Source organism: Halomonas sp. 111 (genome assembly GCF_052379685.1).
Classification (GTDB): Bacteria; Pseudomonadota; Gammaproteobacteria; order Pseudomonadales; family Halomonadaceae; genus Vreelandella; species Vreelandella citrativorans.
Genome location: NZ_JBQSYV010000006.1, coordinates 112,677 through 130,124 on the forward strand (window position 1 = coordinate 112,677; position 17,448 = coordinate 130,124).

General features: G+C 55.9%; 15 protein-coding genes. 11 read left to right on the forward strand and 4 right to left on the reverse strand.

Annotated features, from left to right (window positions below; genetic code table 11):
• Positions 1 to 60: 60 nt before the first annotated feature.
• Entirely contained in the window at positions 61 to 960 is a 900-nt protein-coding gene (locus ACT3T7_RS06470; protein WP_193056525.1) for a DMT family transporter, read from the forward strand.
• Here the strand turns inward: ACT3T7_RS06470 and ACT3T7_RS06475 are convergent.
• Genes ACT3T7_RS06475 through ACT3T7_RS06485 form a run of 3 tightly spaced genes read right to left on the reverse strand, consistent with a single transcriptional unit; the run spans position 938 to position 3,820 of the window.
• Positions 938 to 1,687, reverse strand: a complete 750-nt coding sequence (locus ACT3T7_RS06475) for an ABC transporter ATP-binding protein (protein WP_444630410.1) — start codon at positions 1,685 to 1,687, stop codon at positions 938 to 940. The two genes, ACT3T7_RS06470 and ACT3T7_RS06475, sit on opposite strands and share 23 nt — an antisense overlap.
• The gene (locus tag ACT3T7_RS06480; protein ID WP_172117604.1) at positions 1,681 to 2,751 is read right to left on the reverse strand and encodes a FecCD family ABC transporter permease; all 1,071 of its coding nucleotides are present in this window, start codon (positions 2,749 to 2,751) and stop codon (positions 1,681 to 1,683) included. The genes ACT3T7_RS06475 and ACT3T7_RS06480 overlap by 7 nt, the downstream gene beginning before the upstream one ends.
• The gene (locus ACT3T7_RS06485) at positions 2,741 to 3,820 is read right to left on the reverse strand and encodes an ABC transporter substrate-binding protein (RefSeq protein WP_172117791.1); all 1,080 of its coding nucleotides are present in this window, start codon (positions 3,818 to 3,820) and stop codon (positions 2,741 to 2,743) included. Before ACT3T7_RS06485 ends, ACT3T7_RS06480 begins: the two co-directional genes overlap by 11 nt.
• A 307-nt stretch (positions 3,821 to 4,127) precedes the next feature.
• Here ACT3T7_RS06485 and ACT3T7_RS06490 point away from each other — a divergent pair, with 307 nt between their 5' ends.
• The 5 genes from ACT3T7_RS06490 (at position 4,128) to greA (ending at position 10,819) form a co-directional block, all read left to right on the forward strand.
• On the forward strand, positions 4,128 to 4,412 hold the full coding sequence (locus ACT3T7_RS06490; protein WP_087108719.1) for a DUF2218 domain-containing protein: 285 nt from the start codon (positions 4,128 to 4,130) through the stop codon (positions 4,410 to 4,412).
• Between the two features lie 170 nt (positions 4,413 to 4,582).
• Positions 4,583 to 5,386 carry a 4-hydroxy-tetrahydrodipicolinate reductase gene (gene dapB / locus ACT3T7_RS06495; RefSeq protein WP_172117603.1) on the forward strand — a complete coding sequence of 268 codons (804 nt, stop codon included), beginning with the start codon at positions 4,583 to 4,585 and terminating at the stop codon, positions 5,384 to 5,386.
• Positions 5,387 to 5,900: 514 nt separating this feature from the next.
• Positions 5,901 to 7,046 (forward strand): glutamine-hydrolyzing carbamoyl-phosphate synthase small subunit, encoded by a 1,146-nt coding sequence (gene carA / locus ACT3T7_RS06500; RefSeq protein WP_172117790.1) that lies wholly within the window; start codon positions 5,901 to 5,903, stop codon positions 7,044 to 7,046.
• 69 nt (positions 7,047 to 7,115) lie between these two features.
• Positions 7,116 to 10,346, forward strand: coding sequence for a carbamoyl-phosphate synthase large subunit (carB, locus tag ACT3T7_RS06505; protein WP_444630411.1), 3,231 nt, complete (start codon positions 7,116 to 7,118; stop codon positions 10,344 to 10,346).
• Positions 10,343 to 10,819 (forward strand): transcription elongation factor GreA, encoded by a 477-nt coding sequence (gene greA / locus ACT3T7_RS06510; protein WP_172117601.1) that lies wholly within the window; start codon positions 10,343 to 10,345, stop codon positions 10,817 to 10,819. The genes carB and greA overlap by 4 nt, the downstream gene beginning before the upstream one ends.
• Positions 10,820 to 10,948: 129 nt before the next feature.
• Here greA and yhbY read toward each other — a convergent pair whose 3' ends face one another.
• On the reverse strand, positions 10,949 to 11,275 hold the full coding sequence (yhbY, locus tag ACT3T7_RS06515; protein ID WP_087108709.1) for a ribosome assembly RNA-binding protein YhbY: 327 nt from the start codon (positions 11,273 to 11,275) through the stop codon (positions 10,949 to 10,951).
• 115 nt (positions 11,276 to 11,390) lie between these two features.
• On the opposite strand from yhbY, the gene rlmE reads away from it, so the two are divergent.
• The 5 genes from rlmE (at position 11,391) to tpiA (ending at position 17,447) form a co-directional block, all read left to right on the forward strand.
• The gene (gene rlmE / locus ACT3T7_RS06520) at positions 11,391 to 12,038 is read left to right on the forward strand and encodes a 23S rRNA (uridine(2552)-2'-O)-methyltransferase RlmE (protein WP_172117600.1); all 648 of its coding nucleotides are present in this window, start codon (positions 11,391 to 11,393) and stop codon (positions 12,036 to 12,038) included.
• A 204-nt stretch (positions 12,039 to 12,242) separates the two neighbouring features.
• Complete coding sequence (gene ftsH / locus ACT3T7_RS06525; protein WP_444630412.1) at positions 12,243 to 14,261, forward strand: ATP-dependent zinc metalloprotease FtsH; 2,019 nt, start codon at positions 12,243 to 12,245, stop codon at positions 14,259 to 14,261.
• 97 nt (positions 14,262 to 14,358) lie between these two features.
• Entirely contained in the window at positions 14,359 to 15,273 is a 915-nt protein-coding gene (gene folP, locus ACT3T7_RS06530; protein ID WP_444630413.1) for a dihydropteroate synthase, read from the forward strand.
• On the forward strand, positions 15,270 to 16,619 hold the full coding sequence (gene glmM / locus ACT3T7_RS06535) for a phosphoglucosamine mutase (protein ID WP_172117598.1): 1,350 nt from the start codon (positions 15,270 to 15,272) through the stop codon (positions 16,617 to 16,619). The genes folP and glmM overlap by 4 nt, the downstream gene beginning before the upstream one ends.
• Positions 16,620 to 16,697: 78 nt before the next feature.
• Positions 16,698 to 17,447 carry a triose-phosphate isomerase gene (gene tpiA, locus ACT3T7_RS06540; RefSeq protein ID WP_444628508.1) on the forward strand — a complete coding sequence of 250 codons (750 nt, stop codon included), beginning with the start codon at positions 16,698 to 16,700 and terminating at the stop codon, positions 17,445 to 17,447.
• The last annotated feature ends 1 nt before the right edge of the window (position 17,448 follow it).

A 17,448-nucleotide genomic window follows, 5' to 3' on the forward strand; every position in this document is an offset into this window, starting at 1 on the left:
GGTTCCGTAGACCCTCGGCCCAGGCCGGGGGTTTTTGACGTTTAAGGAACATAAAGCGTAATGGATAGCTTGCAGGACAAACCCACGTTGGGCATTTGGCTCAGAATTCTTTCCGGTCTGCTGTTTACCGGCATGTTGGTGTGTATTAAAGCGGTGAGTGATGACGTGCCGGTGGGGCAGTCGGTGTTTTTCCGCTCGTTGTTTGCGCTGTTGCCGATTATGGTTTTTCTGATGATTCGCCGGGAATTCCCGGGAGGACTGGCGACGCGTCGTCCGTTGGGCCATGCGCTGCGTTCGGGGTTGGGGGCGGCGGCGATGTTTGCCTCGTTTGCGGCGGTCGCACTGCTGCCCGTTGCCGAGGCAACGCTGTTGGCTCAGCTAACGCCGGTGTTTATGGCAGTGGGCGGGGTGCTATTGCTGGGTGAGCGGTTCTCGTTTTATCGCGCTGGGGCTATTTTGTTGGCGCTTGCCGGTATGGCGGTGCTGGTGCTGCCAGGCCTTAATGCCAGCTCTGAAAGTGGCCTGATGACCGGCTATGTGTTGGGCGCGCTAAGCGCACTTTTAACGGCAGGGGCGCTGCTTACCGTTAGGCGCATTTCACGTACTGAAACAGCAGCTTCTATCGCCTTTTACTTTATTTTGGTGTCTGCGCTTGCAGGGCTGGCCACGCTGCCGTTGGGATGGTCGGCGCTGGATACAAAGGCCCTTTGGCTGTTGGTGCTCTCGGGGCTGTTTGGTGGTGCGGCGCATATTGCCATGACGCTGGCACTTCGCTATGCCGAGGCATCGCGGCTAGCACCGTTTGAGTACATTGCACTGATTTGGCCAGTAGCCGCCGACTGGGTGCTGTTCGGTATTCCGGTATCAAGTAATTTCTTGCTGGCGCTTCCCTTGATGCTCAGTGGGGTGGCGCTCGCCGCCCTGGAAGGGCGGCGGTTTAGACAGCTTCTTCGACGATAAGCTGGGGGTGGCCTTTCGAGCACGGCTCGATACGTGCCGCCACCTTGTACACCTGGCGCAAAAGCTCAGGAGTAATGACCTCTTCGGTGGGGCCGCATGCGATCAGGCGGCCGTTTTCAAGCACCATGGAGGCATCGGTAAAGCGCAGCGCATGGCCTAAATCGTGGAGCGCCACCAGAATCAGCATCTGGCGCTCATCTGCCAAGCGGCGCAACACCGTTAGCAGATTGATCTGGCGGTTAAGATCCAGCGCTGAGGTTGGCTCGTCCAGCATCAGAATCTCGGGCTCTTGTGCCAGTGCCTGCGCCGCGCTGACCAGCTGGCGTTGGCCGCCGCTTAAATCGCCAATGTCACGCTCGCCAAGTGGCGTGATATTAAGCTCTTCAAGTGCCCGGTCCACTTGGGCCAGATCCTCTGGCTGCACTTTCAGGCTGCGTCCTTGCATGCGTGCGAGCAGCACCGACTCATAAACCGTCAACACCGCTTTGGCGCCGGTGTCCTGGGGCATATAGGCCACCGGGCGCTCGGCGCTTGTATGGCGAATAGCGACGTGACCTTCGCCTTTCAGCAGGCCTAGAATACGCCTGAAAAGCGTCGATTTTCCGGCGGCGTTAGGGCCCAGCAGAGCAACGACTTGGCCGCCTTGAAAGCAGGGTGTCGTGATATCTTCCAGAATTGAGCGGCGCCCGTAGTGGGCCGAAACGCGGGTTAGCTGTAGGGTTACCATGAAGCCTTCTTGTGGTTGAGCACCAGAAACAGGAAGAAGGGAATGCCCACCAGCGATGTGATAATGCCGATGGGAATAATCGTGCCTGGAATAATAATCTTGGAGATCACCGAGCCCACCGAAAGAATCAGTGCACCGCAAAGTGCTGAACCCGGCAGGAAGAAGCGTTGATCTTCACCCAGCAGGATGCGCGCAATATGCGGTCCTACCAGGCCGATAAAACCGATAGTGCCCACAAACGCCACGGCCACTGCGGCAAGCAGCGATACCAGCACCAGCACTTCCAAGCGCAGCGCACGCGGGTTAACGCCCATGCTTTCGGCCTTGGCATCGCCCAGGCGCATGGCGGTAAGCGCCCAGCCGTGACGGGCAAGCAGCGGCATAACGGCGGCAAGAATGCCCAGCGCAATCCAGAATTTGGGCCATGTCGCTTTGGTTAAGCTGCCCATGGTCCAGAACACCACTGCCGAGACGGCTTCCTGGCTTGCAAAAAACTGGATCAGCGCCATTAGTGAGTTGAAGATGAACACCATGGCGATGCCGAGCAGTACGATGGTTTCCACCGTCACGCCGCGTTTAAGGCTCAGCGCGTGGATGAGAAACGCGGTGAACATGGCCATGATAAAGGCGTTGAGCGGCACCACGAACTCAATGGCGGTGGGCACAATCGCCACGCCGAAGGCAAGCCCAAGGGCGGCGCCAAAGCTTGCCCCGGCGGAAATGCCCAGCGTAAAGGGGCTGGCCAGCGGGTTGCTTAGAATGGTTTGCATCTGCGCGCCCGCTACCGAAAGGCTGGCGCCTACCACCAGGGCCATTAGCGCCACCGGCATGCGGATTTCCCAGAGAATGACACGTGCCTGCTGGCTGACGCTTTGGGGCGTCAGCAGAGCGGCGACCACTTCGCCCAGGCTGTAGCGGGCTGGCCCCAGTGCCAAATCAACGCAGAGGCTAAATAACAGTGCCACCACCAGCGCCAGAAGAATCATCTGGCGGCGGAATACCTGAGTGCGGTAGAAGGCGCGCCCCTGTGAGTAGCTGTCGGCGGCGATAGTCTCAGTCGTCATGGAGCGATACCCAGTAACCCGGCTCGTAATCAATAGGCAAGAAGCGGTCGTGAAGCTCTTGCAGGGTGGCTTCAGGGTCTAAATCTTCAAACAGCGCTGGGTGCAGCCATTTGGCGAGCTGCTGAATGGCCACGAAGTAGTAGGGGCTGTTGTAAAACTGGTGCCAAATAGCGTGAAAGTTACCATCTTCCACCGCCTGGATGCCGGTCATGGCGGTACGCGAGGTCAGCGCTTCAAGCTTGGCGTGAGCGGCTTGCATACCAGAGCCGGGCCCTACGCCTACCCAGGCACCGCCGGGTACGTAGGCGTCCCAATTACCGCCAGTCACTACAACGTGATCAGGGTTTGCGGCAATGATCTGCTCAGGATTTAGCGTGCCGAAACTGCCAGGAATGATGCCGTCGGCAATATTGGTGCCGCCTGCCAGTGTCACGTACTTGCCGAAGTTACCGGGCCCAAAGCTCATGCAGCACTCATCCGAGTAGCCGCCCGCGCGGTCGATAAAGACGCTGGGGCGCTCGGGGTTCGCTTCGTTAATGACATCGGTCACCCGCGCCAGCTGCGCCTCAGCGAAGTCAATAAACTCCTCAGCCGCCGCTTCGTCGTTCATGACCTGGCCCATGATGCGCATGGAGGGGATGGTGTGCTCGATGGGGTCTTCACGAAAATCGACGTAGATGATCGGAATGCCCAATTGAGCAAGTTTGTCATCATAGGCGGCATCTTCGGTGGCGGCTTTGGCCTCAAGGTTCATAAAGACCACGTCAGGGTTAAGCGAGGCGGCCTGCTCAACGTCGAAGGTGCCGTCTTTAAAGCCGCCAAACGTTGGCAGAGCTTCAATTTCAGGAAAGCGTTCCGCGTAGCGGGCGTAGTTATCAGGGTCTGCTTGGAAAAAATCTTCGCGCCAGCCGACGATATGCGCAAACGGGGCTTCAGGCTCCAGTAGGCCGAGCAAGTAGATCTGACGACCCTCACCCAGGATAACACGCTCAGCGGGCGCCTCCAGTGTGACTTCACGGCCGGTAACATCGGTAACGGTAACAGGGTCTGCCGCTGCCGTACCTATCAGCGTTTTTAAAAGAGAGGACTCATAAGCGTATTGATCACTTGTGGGTGGGTCGGTTGTCAGTGCGCCAAGCTGGAGCTGGTGTCAGCGCATAGCATCGAATATGAAGTTTTTGGGTATAATTCGCATTCTCATAGTGATGCATTATCATGGAATCCGATGTAGCTGTCGAGATGACATCTGTTACGGTAAGAACATTTTTCAGACGGTGCTGAACACGCTGTTGCGCTATCAAGGCATTTAACTGTTTGGCGGCTATCCCTGTTACCCATAAGCTAGAGGTAACACCCTTTATCCAGTGGAGAATACTATGCCTTTATCACGTGCTGAAATTGCGACTGCATCAGGCGAGCGCATCATTAACCGGCTTTGCAAGCACTGGGCGCATAAGTTGGAGGTTGAGCACAGCCAGCAGGAGGGCAGGATTGTATTTCCTGACAAAGGCACCTGCTTGTTGCACGCAGAAGCTGACAAGTTGCTGGTGTCTATCGAAGCCCTGGAAGAGGAGCATCTGGATCAGTTGGAAGGCGTGGTGGAAAATCACCTTGTGCGCATGGCGAAAGACGAGGAACTGATTGTCGTTTGGCAAAACTGACGCTTTTAGAAGACATGCCTTTAGATGCTAGAGCGTTGAAAACCAGCGGCAAGGAAAGTCAGGCCGCCTGAAACACAAGCACAGCACTGCTTGAAGCGTCTGTTATAATCACCGCTTGGTTACTATTCAGTTTGATTCGACGTAATTGATCGCAAAATGCAGGAGTTCGCATGACCCGAGTTGCCATTGTAGGCGTGGCTGGCCGAATGGGCCGTACGCTGGTAAGCGCTATTGAACAGGATGCTGGCGCGACGCTCGCCGGTGGAATTGTCGAGCCAGGCAGCTCGTTGGCAGGTGCGGATATTGGTGAGTTAGCGGGCGTGGGCAAGCGCGGTGTTAGCGCAGTCGACTCCCTTGATGCAATCGTTAACGACTTCGATGTGCTGATCGACTTTACCGCGCCCCAGGTAACGCTGGCGAATCTGGCATTTTGTGCCAAGCACGATAAGTGCATGGTGATTGGCACCACGGGCATGAGCGATGATGAGCTCGCCCAACTGGATAGCTACCGCGATAAAGTGGCGATGGTGTTCGCGCCTAATATGAGCGTTGGGGTTAATCTCACGCTCAAGCTTCTGGAAACCGCCGCTAAAGCGCTGGGTGATGAAGGCTACGATATCGAGATTATCGAGTCGCATCACCGCCACAAGGTGGATGCGCCCTCCGGCACTGCGATTAAAATGGGCGAAGTGGTGGCCGATAGCCTCGGACGTACCTTAAAAGAGCACGGCGTGTTTGAGCGAGTAGGCCAGTGTGGTCCGCGTACCGATAAAGAGATTGGCTTTGCCACTGTACGTGCGGGCGATATCGTCGGCGAGCACACGGTGATGTTCGCCACCGAAGGCGAGCGCATCGAAATTACCCACAAGGCTTCCAGCCGCATGACGTTTGCCAAAGGGGCTGTACGTGCGGCGCGCTGGGTCGCAGGCCAAAAGCATGGCCGTTACGACATGCAGGATGTGTTAGGGCTTTAGTGAGAAGCATCGCATCGATCTTGGCCCGCTTTAGAAGCGCACCACGCGTTGCGGGTTTTTATGGGTAGTCAAAGGCCAGAATATGCTGTAACATTCCATAAATTTTGGCCGGGTGGCCCATGAAAAACAGACGGCGCGCTTGTTGCGTTGGTCAGCCCACTGCCTGCTCAGGTTCGTTAGTGCGAATTTAGTGACAGCGAAATTAGCTACAGCGTCTGTATTGCCTTTGGCATATAGGCCTGATCACAGACCTGAGATGCCCAGAACAACAAGCGGGATGAAACCGATTTTTTCTTTATCGGCTTCGTCCCGCTTTTTTACGACCCGAGTTTTAAGCATTTGATACTGAAGTTTTGGTAGCTGGGTTTCAACACCGGGTTTAAAAAAACCAGACTTCAAACATTAATCTCGATTCTGGTGAGGGCATCCTGCGGATGCTTTCAACCAGCATCGCTGAGCCTGCGCCCACAGGCTCCCACCAGCATGGGAGGACCTTGACTTGAATAACCCCGCATTGAGCAAACCTGCGATTTTGGCCCTAGAAGACGGCAGCGTGTTTCATGGAATCGCCATTGGCGCGGACGGATTAACAAGCGGTGAGGTAGTGTTCAATACAGCCATGACCGGCTATCAAGAAATCCTGACTGACCCCTCCTATACCCGCCAAATCGTAACGCTCACTTATCCCCATATCGGCAATACCGGCATTAACGCTGAAGACATTGAGTCAGCTTCTATTGCCGCCGCCGGTTTGGTTATCCGCGACTTGCCCCTGATGGCCAGCAGTTTCCGCTCTGAGCAAACGCTGTCTGACTACCTGGCAAGCCAAAACGTTGTGGGTATCGCTGATATTGATACCCGCCGCCTGACGCGTATTTTGCGCGATAAAGGTGCCCAGAACGGTGCGATTTTGGCAGGCGAGGACGCGCAGGGCGATGACGCTGTTGAGCGCGCGTTGGCGGCCGCCAACGCCTTTCCTGGTTTGAAAGGTATGGACCTGGCCAAAGAAGTCTCCTGCAAAGAGGCTTATGAGTGGACAGAGGGTGAGTGGACGCTGGGCGAAGGCTATGCGGATGCAACGAAAGGCGAGCGCCCTTACCATGTTGTGGCGTTTGATTACGGCGTGAAATTCAACATTCTGCGCATGCTGGCTGCCCGCGGCTGCCGCCTGACGGTGGTGCCCGCGCAAACACCCGCCGCTGACGTGCTGGCGATGAATCCGGACGGTGTTTTCCTGGCCAACGGCCCAGGTGACCCCGAACCCTGCGATTACGCCATCAAAGCCATTCAGGACGTACTCGAAACGGACACGCCGGTATTCGGTATTTGCCTGGGCCACCAGTTGCTCGCGCTCGCCTCGGGTGCCAAAACCGTCAAAATGAACCATGGTCACCACGGTGCTAACCACCCGGTTCAGGATTTGGACACGGGCGCTGTGATGATCACCAGTCAGAACCATGGTTTTGCCGCCGATGAAACGAGCCTTCCGGCCAATTTGCGCGCCACCCATCGTTCGCTGTTCGACGGCACGCTGCAGGGTATTGAGCGCACCGACCGACCCGCATTTAGTTTTCAGGGTCACCCGGAAGCCAGCCCCGGCCCGCGTGATGTAGCGCCGCTGTTTGATCGCTTCATCACGATGATGCAGGCACGCCGCTAACGCAGGCTCTGCTTCATCACTGTATGCCGCTTTTGTCGCTCTTCGTCACCATTTTTTGCGGGAACCGTTATGCCTAAGCGTACCGACTTAAACAGTATTTTGATCATTGGCGCTGGCCCGATTGTTATCGGCCAGGCCTGCGAATTCGACTACTCCGGCGCCCAGGCGTGTAAGGCGCTGCGCGAGGAGGGGTTCCGGGTTATTTTGGTGAACTCCAACCCGGCCACCATCATGACCGACCCGGCCATGGCGGATGCTACCTACATTGAGCCGATTACCTGGCAGGCCGTTGAGAAGATCATCGAGGCTGAAAAGCCCGATGCTATTCTGCCCACCATGGGCGGTCAGACCGCGCTTAACTGTGCGCTGGATCTGGAAAAACATGGCGTGTTGGAAAAGCACGGCGTGGAGATGATCGGTGCCAACGCTGACGCCATCAACATGGCCGAAGACCGCGACCTGTTTGACCAGGCCATGAAGCGTATTGGCCTTGAGTGCCCGAAAGCGAAAGTCGCGCACACCATGGACGAAGCGTGGGAAATTCAAGCCGAGCTTGGCTTTCCGACCATCATTCGGCCTTCCTACACCATGGGCGGCTCCGGTGGCGGCGTGGCGTACAACAAGGAAGAGTTTGAAGAGATTTGTACGCGTGGTTTCGAGCTTTCCAACAACCACGAGCTGCTGATTGATGAGTCGCTGCTGGGTTGGAAAGAGTACGAAATGGAGGTTGTACGCGACAAAAAAGATAACTGCATTATTGTCTGTGCGATTGAAAACTTTGACCCGATGGGTGTGCATACCGGCGACTCGATTACTGTCGCACCGGCACAAACGCTGACGGACAAAGAGTACCAGATCATGCGCGACGCAAGCCTTGCGGTGCTGCGCGAGATTGGCGTGGAAACCGGTGGCTCCAACGTGCAGTTCGGTATGGACCCGAAAACCGGCCGCCTGGTCGTGATCGAGATGAACCCGCGGGTGTCTCGCTCTTCCGCACTGGCGTCCAAGGCCACCGGCTTCCCGATTGCCAAAATCGCCGCCAAGCTGGCGATTGGTTACACCCTGGATGAGCTGCAAAACGATATTACTGGTGGACGCACGCCAGCGTCGTTCGAGCCGTCTATCGACTACGTGGTCACCAAGATCCCGCGCTTCACATTTGAGAAGTTTCCGCAGGCCAATGATCGCCTGACGACTCAGATGAAGTCGGTGGGCGAGGTCATGGCCATTGGCCGTACCTTCCAGGAGTCGCTGCAAAAAGCACTGCGCGGTACGGAAACCGGTAACGACGGCCTCGACCCGATTATTACCGACTTCAACCCGGAAAATATGGCCCTGATCAAGGGAGAGCTTCAGGCGGCAGGCGCTGAGCGTATCTTCTATGTGGCCGATGCCATGCGTTCAGGTATGAGCGTGGATGACGTCTTCGCACTGACCAATATCGACCCTTGGTTCCTGGTCCAGATGGAAGACCTGGTATTGACCGAAGCCGCCGTTGCCAAGCGCTCACTAAGCGATTTCTCTACGCGCGAACTCTATCAGCTCAAGCGCAAAGGCTTTGGCGATGCGCGCCTGGCCACGCTGCTGAGCGTGAGCGAAAAAGAGTTCCGCCAAACGCGTCAGGCCGCAGGTGTTCGTCCGGTCTACAAGCGCGTGGATACCTGCGCTGCCGAGTTCGCTTCTGATACCGCCTACATGTACTCCACCTATGAAGAGGAGTGTGAAGCGGACGTATCTGATCGCCAGAAGATCATGGTGCTGGGTGGCGGGCCGAACCGTATTGGTCAAGGCATCGAGTTTGACTACTGCTGTGTGCACGCCGCCTTCGCCATGCGCGATGACGGTTATGAAACCATCATGGTCAACTGCAACCCGGAAACCGTGTCGACGGATTATGACACCTCTGATCGCCTCTACTTCGAGCCGGTGACGCTTGAAGACGTGCTTGAAATTGCTGATAAAGAGAAGCCGGTTGGCGTGATTGTTCAGTTCGGTGGTCAAACGCCGCTGAAACTGGCTCGTGAGCTGGAAGCGGCTGGTGTGCCAATTATTGGCACCACACCGGATGCGATTGACCGTGCTGAAGATCGTGAGCGCTTCCAGGTGATGATCGACAAGCTTGGCCTGAAACAGCCGCCTAACGCTACCGCACGCAGCTTTGAAGAAGCCTTCGCCAAGGCGGAAGCCATTGGTTACCCGCTGGTAGTGCGCCCCAGCTACGTGTTGGGCGGTCGGGCCATGGAGATCGTCTACGACGCCTCTGAGCTTGAGAACTACATGACCAATGCGGTCAAGGTTTCCAACGACTCACCGGTGCTGCTGGACCACTTCCTGAGTGCTGCCATTGAGATCGACATTGATGCGGTATCAGACGGCCAGCAGGTAGTCATTGGCGGCATTATGCAGCACGTCGAGCAAGCGGGCGTTCACTCCGGTGACTCCGCCTGTGCGCTGCCGCCTTACTCGCTACCCGCCGATGTACAGGATGAAATGCGCGAGCAGGTCAAGCAGATGGCCGTTGAGCTGGGCGTAAAGGGCTTAATGAACGTGCAGCTGGCCTGGCAGGATGGCGAGATCTACGTGATTGAAGTTAACCCGCGTGCGTCGCGTACCGTGCCGTTTGTCTCCAAGTGCATTGGTACCTCGCTGGCCCAGATTGCGGCACGCTGCATGGCGGGCACAACACTTGCCGAGCAGGGCTTTGAGCGCGAAATCATTCCGCACTTCTATAGCGTGAAAGAGGCGGTTTTCCCGTTCAACAAGTTCCAGGGCGTTGACCCGATTCTGTCGCCGGAAATGAAGTCCACCGGTGAAGTAATGGGTTCAGGCGAGACCTTTGCCGAAGCATTCTTTAAAGCGCAGTTGGGTGCTGGCGAAGCGATTCCGGCGCTTGAGGGTGACCGCAAGGCGTTCCTTTCCGTGCGTGAGCCGGACAAGGCGGGGATTATCGAAGTCGCTCGTTCTCTGCTAACATTAGGCTTCACACTATGCGCGACACGCGGCACAGCCGAAGCACTGGAAGCCGCTGGGCTTGCGGTCGAGCACGTCAATAAAGTCTATGAAGGTCGTCCCCATATCGTCGATCTGCTTAAGAACGACGAAATCGCCTACATCGTGAACACTACCGAAGGTCGTCAGGCTATTAATGACTCTTCGGTCATTCGCCGTACTGCTCTTGCGCGCAAGGTGCCCTATGCAACCACCTTGGCGGGCGCTAATGCCGTTTGTATGGCACTTGAGTACGGTAGGGAGATTACGGTGCGTCGCCTTCAGGATCTGCATGCAGGAGCAAGTCAATGAACAAGGTCCCGATGACGGTTGCGGGTGAAAAAAGCCTTCGCGAAGAACTCAATCATCTTAAGGGCGAAGCGCGCCCGCGAGTGATTGCGTCGATTGCCGAAGCGCGTGAGCACGGCGACCTTAAGGAGAACGCCGAATACCACGCTGCCCGTGAACAACAGGGGTTTATCGAAGGCCGTATTCAGGAAATCGAGAGCAAGCTTTCGGTAGCGCAGGTGATTGATGTCACCAAGCTGCCAAATACAGGGAAAGTGATCTTTGGTGTCACGGTCGCTCTGCTCAACCTGGATACGGATGCCAGCGTGACCTACCGCATTGTGGGCGAAGATGAGGCAGATATTAAGTCTGGCCGCATTTCTGTCACGTCCCCTATTGCACGTGCGTTGATCGGTAAAGAAGAGGGCGACGTTGCCGTGGTGAAAACACCCGGTGGCGACGTTGAGTATGAGATCGAAAGCGTTGAATATGCCTAAGCGCTAGGTCTATAGAGCTAGTGGGTGCCCAACTTAATGGGCGCCCATAAAAAAAGCCCGCTTATCAGGTTGATATCAACCGAATCGCGGGCTTTTTATCGCTCTTTGTAACAGCCAGGCAGTGACGCGTTAGTGGCGGCCGTGGTGACCCTCGAAGCGTGAAACGTTAGAGAGCTTCGGATTGGCTTTAGGGTTTTTGCGATAAAGCAGTGCCATTTTGCCAATCGTTTGCACGACGTCGGCGCGGCTGCCGGTGACCAGTTCGTTTAGCATGGCCGCACGGTCGTCACGCTCAGGCAGGGCAAGTTTCACCTTGATAAGCTCGTGATCGTTGAGCGCGCGGTTGAGTTCTGTGAGCAAATTTTCGGAGACGCCGTTTTCAGAAACGGTGACCACTGGGTTCAAATGGTGGCCAATGCTGCGAAATGCTTTCTTTTGTGCCTGTGACAAGCTCATGGTATCTTGCGGTATCCCGGTTAGCGCTTAACGTTCCATCTTACGGTGAAATGCCACCAAGTGAAAGCTATCGCGTTAACGCGCCCATCTCTATATTGCAGTGTTAGATTCTGATATGCAGCAAAAGCCCCCGAGCCGTAAACATTCAGTGAGCAAAACCAGCAACAACTGGAAGAAAGAGCACTTTGACGACCAGTACGTGAAACAGAGTTGGCAGGATGGTTATCGCTCTCGCGCAAGCTATAAACTGCTGGAGCTGGATGAAAAAGATAAGCTGCTTCGCCCGGGCATGACGATCATTGATCTGGGCGCGGCGCCTGGCGGTTGGAGTCAGATCGCCGCTGAAAAAGTCGGTATGGACGGTGTGGTGATCGCCTCTGACATACTGGAGATGGACGCGCTGGCAGGGGTGGACTTTATTCAAGGCGATTTTACGGAAGAGTCGGTGCTTAATGCGATTCTTGAACGGCTGGGAAATCGTCAGGTAGACCTTGTGATGTCCGACATGGCCCCCAATATGAGTGGTATGGCGGCTATTGACCAGCCTCAGGCTATGTACCTTGTAGAGCTGGCGCTAGAGCTCGCCCGTGAGACACTGCCCCCCAAAGGTCGCTTTCTGGCCAAGGTGTTTCAGGGGGAAGGATTTGATGCCTACCTTAAAGAATTGCGCGGCAGTTTTGATCGTGTCGTGATCCGTAAGCCAGATGCCTCGCGGGCTCGTTCGCGGGAAGTCTACTTTCTAGCGGAGGGGTTTCGCGGCTAAACTGACAGGTCGTGCATAGCAAAGATTTATCATCGCGATTGCCAGACAGGCAGGCGCAAGGTGTGTCACATTATACGCATGAGATAAGCGTGATACAGATGGCCCAAAGTTAATAGTGCTTTGGCAATGGTTGAACGCTAGGTACTGGTGTAAGGTCTCAGTATTGGCGTTTAACTGACGGATTCTTGTAATGAGGGTAGCCCCTTGAACGATATGGCGAAGAACCTGATTCTGTGGCTGGTCATCGCGGCTGTGCTACTAACAGTGTTCAACAATTTTAGTACCGAAAGTGCTCCCCAAAGCACCAATTACTCCCAGTTTGTGGAGCAGGTGCAAAATCAGCAGGTGCGTAGCGTTACCATTGATGGCTATACCATTAACGGTGAGCGTACGGACGGTTCGCAGTTCCAGACGATTCGTCCGGCGGCTGAAGACCCCAAGCTGATGGATGACCTGCTAAGCAATAATGTAACGGTGGTGGGTAAAGCGCCAGAGCAGCAAAGCATCTGGATGCGCCTGCTGATCGCAAGCTTCCCGATTCTGTTGATCCTGGCCATCTTTATGTTCTTTATGCGCCAGATGCAGGGCGGTGCTGGTGGCGGTAAAGGCGGCCCGATGAGCTTTGGCAAGTCCAAGGCCAAGCTGCTTTCTCAGGACCAGATCAAAACCACGTTTGCCGATGTAGCCGGTTGTGATGAAGCGAAAGAGGAAGTGGAAGAGCTTGTCGACTTCCTGCGCGATCCAACGAAATTCCAGCGCCTGGGCGGTACGATTCCTCGCGGTGTATTGATGGTGGGTCCGCCGGGTACCGGTAAAACGCTACTGGCAAAATCGATTGCCGGTGAAGCCAAGGTGCCGTTCTTCTCGATTTCCGGTTCCGACTTCGTTGAAATGTTCGTGGGTGTCGGTGCGTCTCGCGTGCGTGACATGTTCGAGCAGGCCAAGAAGCAGGCGCCCTGCATCATCTTTATCGATGAGATTGACGCGGTTGGCCGGTCACGCGGTGCTGGTATGGGTGGCGGTAACGACGAGCGCGAGCAGACGCTCAACCAACTACTGGTTGAAATGGACGGCTTTGAAGCCAACGAAGGCGTTATCGTGATTGCCGCCACCAACCGCCCGGACGTACTCGACCCGGCGCTGCTGCGTCCAGGCCGCTTTGACCGTCAGGTGACCGTTGGCTTGCCGGACATCCGTGGCCGTGAGCATATTCTGGGCGTTCACCTGCGTAAGGTGCCGCTGGCGGAAGACGTTAAACCGTCGATCATTGCGCGTGGAACGCCAGGCTTCTCAGGTGCCGATTTGGCTAACCTGGTGAATGAGTCAGCGCTGTTCGCCGCACGCCGTAACAAGCGCTTGGTCAGCATGGAAGAGCTGGAGCTTGCCAAAGACAAGATCATGATGGGCGCTGAGCGCAAATCGATGGTCATGACCGATAAAGAGAAGTTGAATACGGCTTATCACGAATCGGGCCATGCGATTATCGGCCTGGTGATGCCTGAGCACGATCCGGTCTACAAGGTAACGATTATTCCGCGCGGTCGGGCATTGGGTGTCACCATGTTCCTGCCTGAGGAAGACCGTTATAGCCTGTCGCGTCAGCAGATTCTTAGCCAGATTTGTTCGCTGTTCGGTGGTCGTATCGCCGAAGAGATGACGCTGGGAGCCAACGGTGTCACCACCGGCGCTTCTAATGACATCAAGCGCGCTACCGAACTGGCTCATAACATGGTCGCGAAATGGGGGCTGTCAGACGAGATGGGCCCGATCATGTACGACGAAGATGAGTCACATCAGTTTCTCGGTGGCCCGGGCCAGGGCGGCAGCAAGATGAAGTCGGGTGACACAACGACGCGTCTTGATAAAGAAATTCGTAAGATTATTGACGATTGTTATGAGCAGGCGCGTCAGATACTGACCGATAATCGCGATAAGCTGGAAGCCATGACCGAAGCGTTGATGAAGTACGAAACCATCGATGCCGACCAGTTGAAAGACATCATGGAAGGCCGTGATCCGCGTCCGCCGGAAGGTTGGAACGACGGTGATTCACCTGGCGGTGGCACGCCCGTTAGCGATGACGTGCCGACGACGCAGAACGATTCACCGAACGCCACTGATCATGCGTCTGGTGGTGGTGCTTCAGGTGATGAGGGTGACGAGGATGATGACGAGCCTCGCCGCCGCCCCTCTGACCCGCTAGGTGGTTCAACGGGTTCCTGATACGCTCCGGCCACTGCAAAGGCGCCCCAATATGGGGCGCCTTTTTGTTATGCTGTTATTCAGGCAGTAGCAGTGCTTCTTTTTAATAGGCAGCCGCATGAAATCAATAATTGACCCCTCTTTATCACCCGCAATGAATGAGAATGTGCACATGCGTTGTGGGCGCCATGTGCTGGATCTCTCTTTTCCTCGCGTTATGGGGATTTTAAATGTTACGCCCGACTCTTTTTCTGATGGTGGTCGGCACGTAGCGCTGGATGACGCGCTGCGTCATGCCGAGCGTATGCTTGCCGAAGGTGCCGCGATTATTGATGTGGGTGGTGAGTCGACGCGCCCCGGGGCTGAGCCGCTAAGTGCTCAAGAGGAGCTGGACCGGGTCGCGCCGGTTGTTGAGGCGCTGGTTCGTGAGCTGGATGCGTTGGTATCAGTCGATACCAGCTGCTCGCTGGTGATGCGCGAATCAAGCGCGCTGGGCGCTGGAATGATTAACGACGTGCGTGCGCTTGAGCGTGAAGATGCCTTAATGGCGGCCATTGGCAGCGGGCTTCCTGTCTGTTTAATGCACCGCCAGGGTGAGCCACAGGATATGCAGCAGTCACCTTCTTATGACCAGCCGGTGGAAGTGGCTGTCGCTGATTATCTAGCGCAGCGTGTCGCGGAGTGCGAGGCTGCTGGCCTGCGTCGCAGCCGCTTGCTGCTCGACCCGGGCTTTGGGTTTGGAAAAACGGTTGAGCACAATTTGCGCCTGCTAAAATATATGGATGCCCTGCAGGCGCTTGGTTTGCCGCTATTGGTGGGAATGTCGCGTAAAAGCATGATTGGTAAAGTGCTGGGGCGCCCGGTAGAAGAGCGTTTGGCGGGTGGTCTTGCGCTGTCTGTCATGGCCGTTGAGCGTGGCGCTAAAATTCTACGCGTGCACGATGTGGGGCCGACGGTCGATGCCGTTAATATGGCCTGGGCGGTACTCCAGGAGGGGTGCGACATGCCGCTAAACGAGGAAAAATATTCATGACACGACGCTATTTTGGTACCGACGGGATTCGGGGCACGGTCGGACAAGCACCAATCACTGCCGATTTTATGCTCAAGCTTGGTTGGGCAGCGGGCCAGGTATTGCGCCGCGAAAAGGGTCGGACGCGGGTATTGATTGGTAAAGACACGCGTATTTCAGGTTATATGTTTGAGTCGGCGTTAGAAGCCGGGCTTTCAGCCGCTGGCGTTGATGTGTCGCTTTTGGGGCCCATGCCGACACCAGGTATTGCGTATCTCACCCGCACGTTTCGTGCCGATGCAGGGATCGTGATTTCAGCATCACATAATCCGTTTGATGATAACGGCATCAAGTTTTTCTCGGCAGAGGGCAAAAAGCTCCCCGATGAGACAGAAGACCGTATCGAAGCCATGCTGGAGGCGCCGTTAACGACCGCTGAAGCGGCCCAGCTGGGCAAGGCAACTCGGATCGGTGATGCCGCTGGCCGCTATATTGAATTTTGCAAATCGACACTGCCAGACCGCTTAAGCCTGCATGGGCTAAACGTTGTGCTGGATTGCTCCCACGGTGCGACCTATCACATCGCGCCAAACGTGTTTCGCGAGCTAGGTGCAGAGGTCAGCGTTATCGGCGCGTCACCTGACGGCTTGAATATTAACCATCAAGTAGGCTCTACACATCCTGCGGCGCTACGTGCTGCGGTCATCCACCGGGGGGCCGATTTAGGCATCGCATTTGATGGTGATGGGGACCGTGTGTTGATGGTGGATAGTGATGGCCGCGAAATTGATGGCGATGATATCCTCTATTTGATTGCTCGTGACCGTCATGAGAGAGGCCTGTTAGCAGGCGGCGTGGTCGGCACCTTAATGAGTAACTTTGGCCTTGCTGTCGCGCTTGAAAAGCTGGGTATCCCCTTTAAACGGGCCAAGGTGGGCGACCGCTTTGTCATGGAGATGATGGCGGCTAACGAGTGGGAGTTGGGCGGTGAAGCGTCGGGGCATATTGTATGCGGACATGTGCAAACCACTGGTGACGGCATTGTCGCTGCTCTACAGGTGTTGGCATTGATGATCCGTGAGCAAGCATCGCTGCCGGAATTGCTGAAAGGGTTTGAGAAAGTCCCGCAGGCCTTGGTGAATGTGCGCTTGCCCGCTGGGACCTTGGCGCATGATGTCATGGCATTAAGCGCCCTGCAGGACGCTGTTGCTGACGTTGAAAAACAGCTGGGTGATCAAGGGCGGGTGCTGTTGCGGCCCTCCGGCACCGAGCCATTGATACGCGTGATGGTAGAAGGCTGCGGTCACTTGAATGTTGATCAGTTGACTCAGGGGCTGGCTGATCGTGTTCAAGCCTTGCTCAAATAAGGCAGCTGTGCTTGTCAGCGGTTGTCTTGTCAAGGCCGCTCCTATACCATTTCGCTCCACCTTGAGTGAGGAGAGTTCATGCGTACGCCATTAATTGCCGGTAATTGGAAAATGAACGGGTCCGCTGCACTGATAAATGATTTTGGCAGCGCGTTTGCTGATGTCTCGTTACCTGCAGCCTTGGACGTTGTGCTTATTCCCCCCTTTCCTTATCTGGACGCGGCGCGTCAGGCGTTTCGCAATACATCGCTAGCGTTAGGCGCCCAGACGCTCAATCCTATCGAGTCTGGTGCGCACACGGGTGAAGTGAGCGGACGTATGCTCAAAGAGTTCGAAGTGGCGTATGTGCTGGTGGGTCACTCCGAGCGTCGCGAGCTGTACCGTGAAAGCGATGAGCAGGTGTTTGATCGCTTATTGGCGGCGCTGGATAATGGCCTGACACCCATTCTGTGTGTGGGTGAGTCACTTGCCGAACGCGATGCCGAGAAGACCATGGATGTGGTATTGCGCCAGGTAGGCTATGCGATGACGCGTTTAGCGCCCGAGCAGCGCCAAGCGGTCGTGATTGCCTATGAACCCGTATGGGCGATTGGTACCGGGCGGACAGCAACGCCCGAGCAGGCGCAGGACGTAATGGCCGGAATCCGCGCCTACCTCGCAGAGTTTAGTGCAGCGCTCGCTGAGCAGATGCGGTTGCTCTACGGCGGCAGTATGAACGCAAAAAATGCGGCTGAGCTACTTGCCCAGCCGGATATCGACGGCGGTTTAGTGGGCGGTGCTTCGCTCAAAACCGATGATTTTTACGCCATTTGTCAGTCAGCAGGATAAC

Bases quoted from the DNA above. Each gene is read 5' to 3' on its own strand.
- carB (WP_444630411.1), top strand. From the start codon at position 7,116: ATGCCTAAGCGTACCGACTTAAACAGTATTTTGATCATTGGCGCTGGC.
- greA (WP_172117601.1), top strand. From the start codon at position 10,343: ATGAACAAGGTCCCGATGACGGTTGCGGGTGAAAAAAGCCTTCGCGAA.
- ACT3T7_RS06490 (WP_087108719.1), top strand. From the start codon at position 4,128: ATGCCTTTATCACGTGCTGAAATTGCGACTGCATCAGGCGAGCGCATC.
- ACT3T7_RS06480 (WP_172117604.1), bottom strand. From the start codon at position 2,751: ATGACGACTGAGACTATCGCCGCCGACAGCTACTCACAGGGGCGCGCC.
- dapB (WP_172117603.1), top strand. From the start codon at position 4,583: ATGACCCGAGTTGCCATTGTAGGCGTGGCTGGCCGAATGGGCCGTACG.
- ACT3T7_RS06470 (WP_193056525.1), top strand. From the start codon at position 61: ATGGATAGCTTGCAGGACAAACCCACGTTGGGCATTTGGCTCAGAATT.
- folP (WP_444630413.1), top strand. From the start codon at position 14,359: ATGAAATCAATAATTGACCCCTCTTTATCACCCGCAATGAATGAGAAT.
- ACT3T7_RS06475 (WP_444630410.1), bottom strand. From the start codon at position 1,687: ATGGTAACCCTACAGCTAACCCGCGTTTCGGCCCACTACGGGCGCCGC.
- rlmE (WP_172117600.1), top strand. From the start codon at position 11,391: ATGCAGCAAAAGCCCCCGAGCCGTAAACATTCAGTGAGCAAAACCAGC.
- yhbY (WP_087108709.1), bottom strand. From the start codon at position 11,275: ATGAGCTTGTCACAGGCACAAAAGAAAGCATTTCGCAGCATTGGCCAC.
- glmM (WP_172117598.1), top strand. From the start codon at position 15,270: ATGACACGACGCTATTTTGGTACCGACGGGATTCGGGGCACGGTCGGA.
- tpiA (WP_444628508.1), top strand. From the start codon at position 16,698: ATGCGTACGCCATTAATTGCCGGTAATTGGAAAATGAACGGGTCCGCT.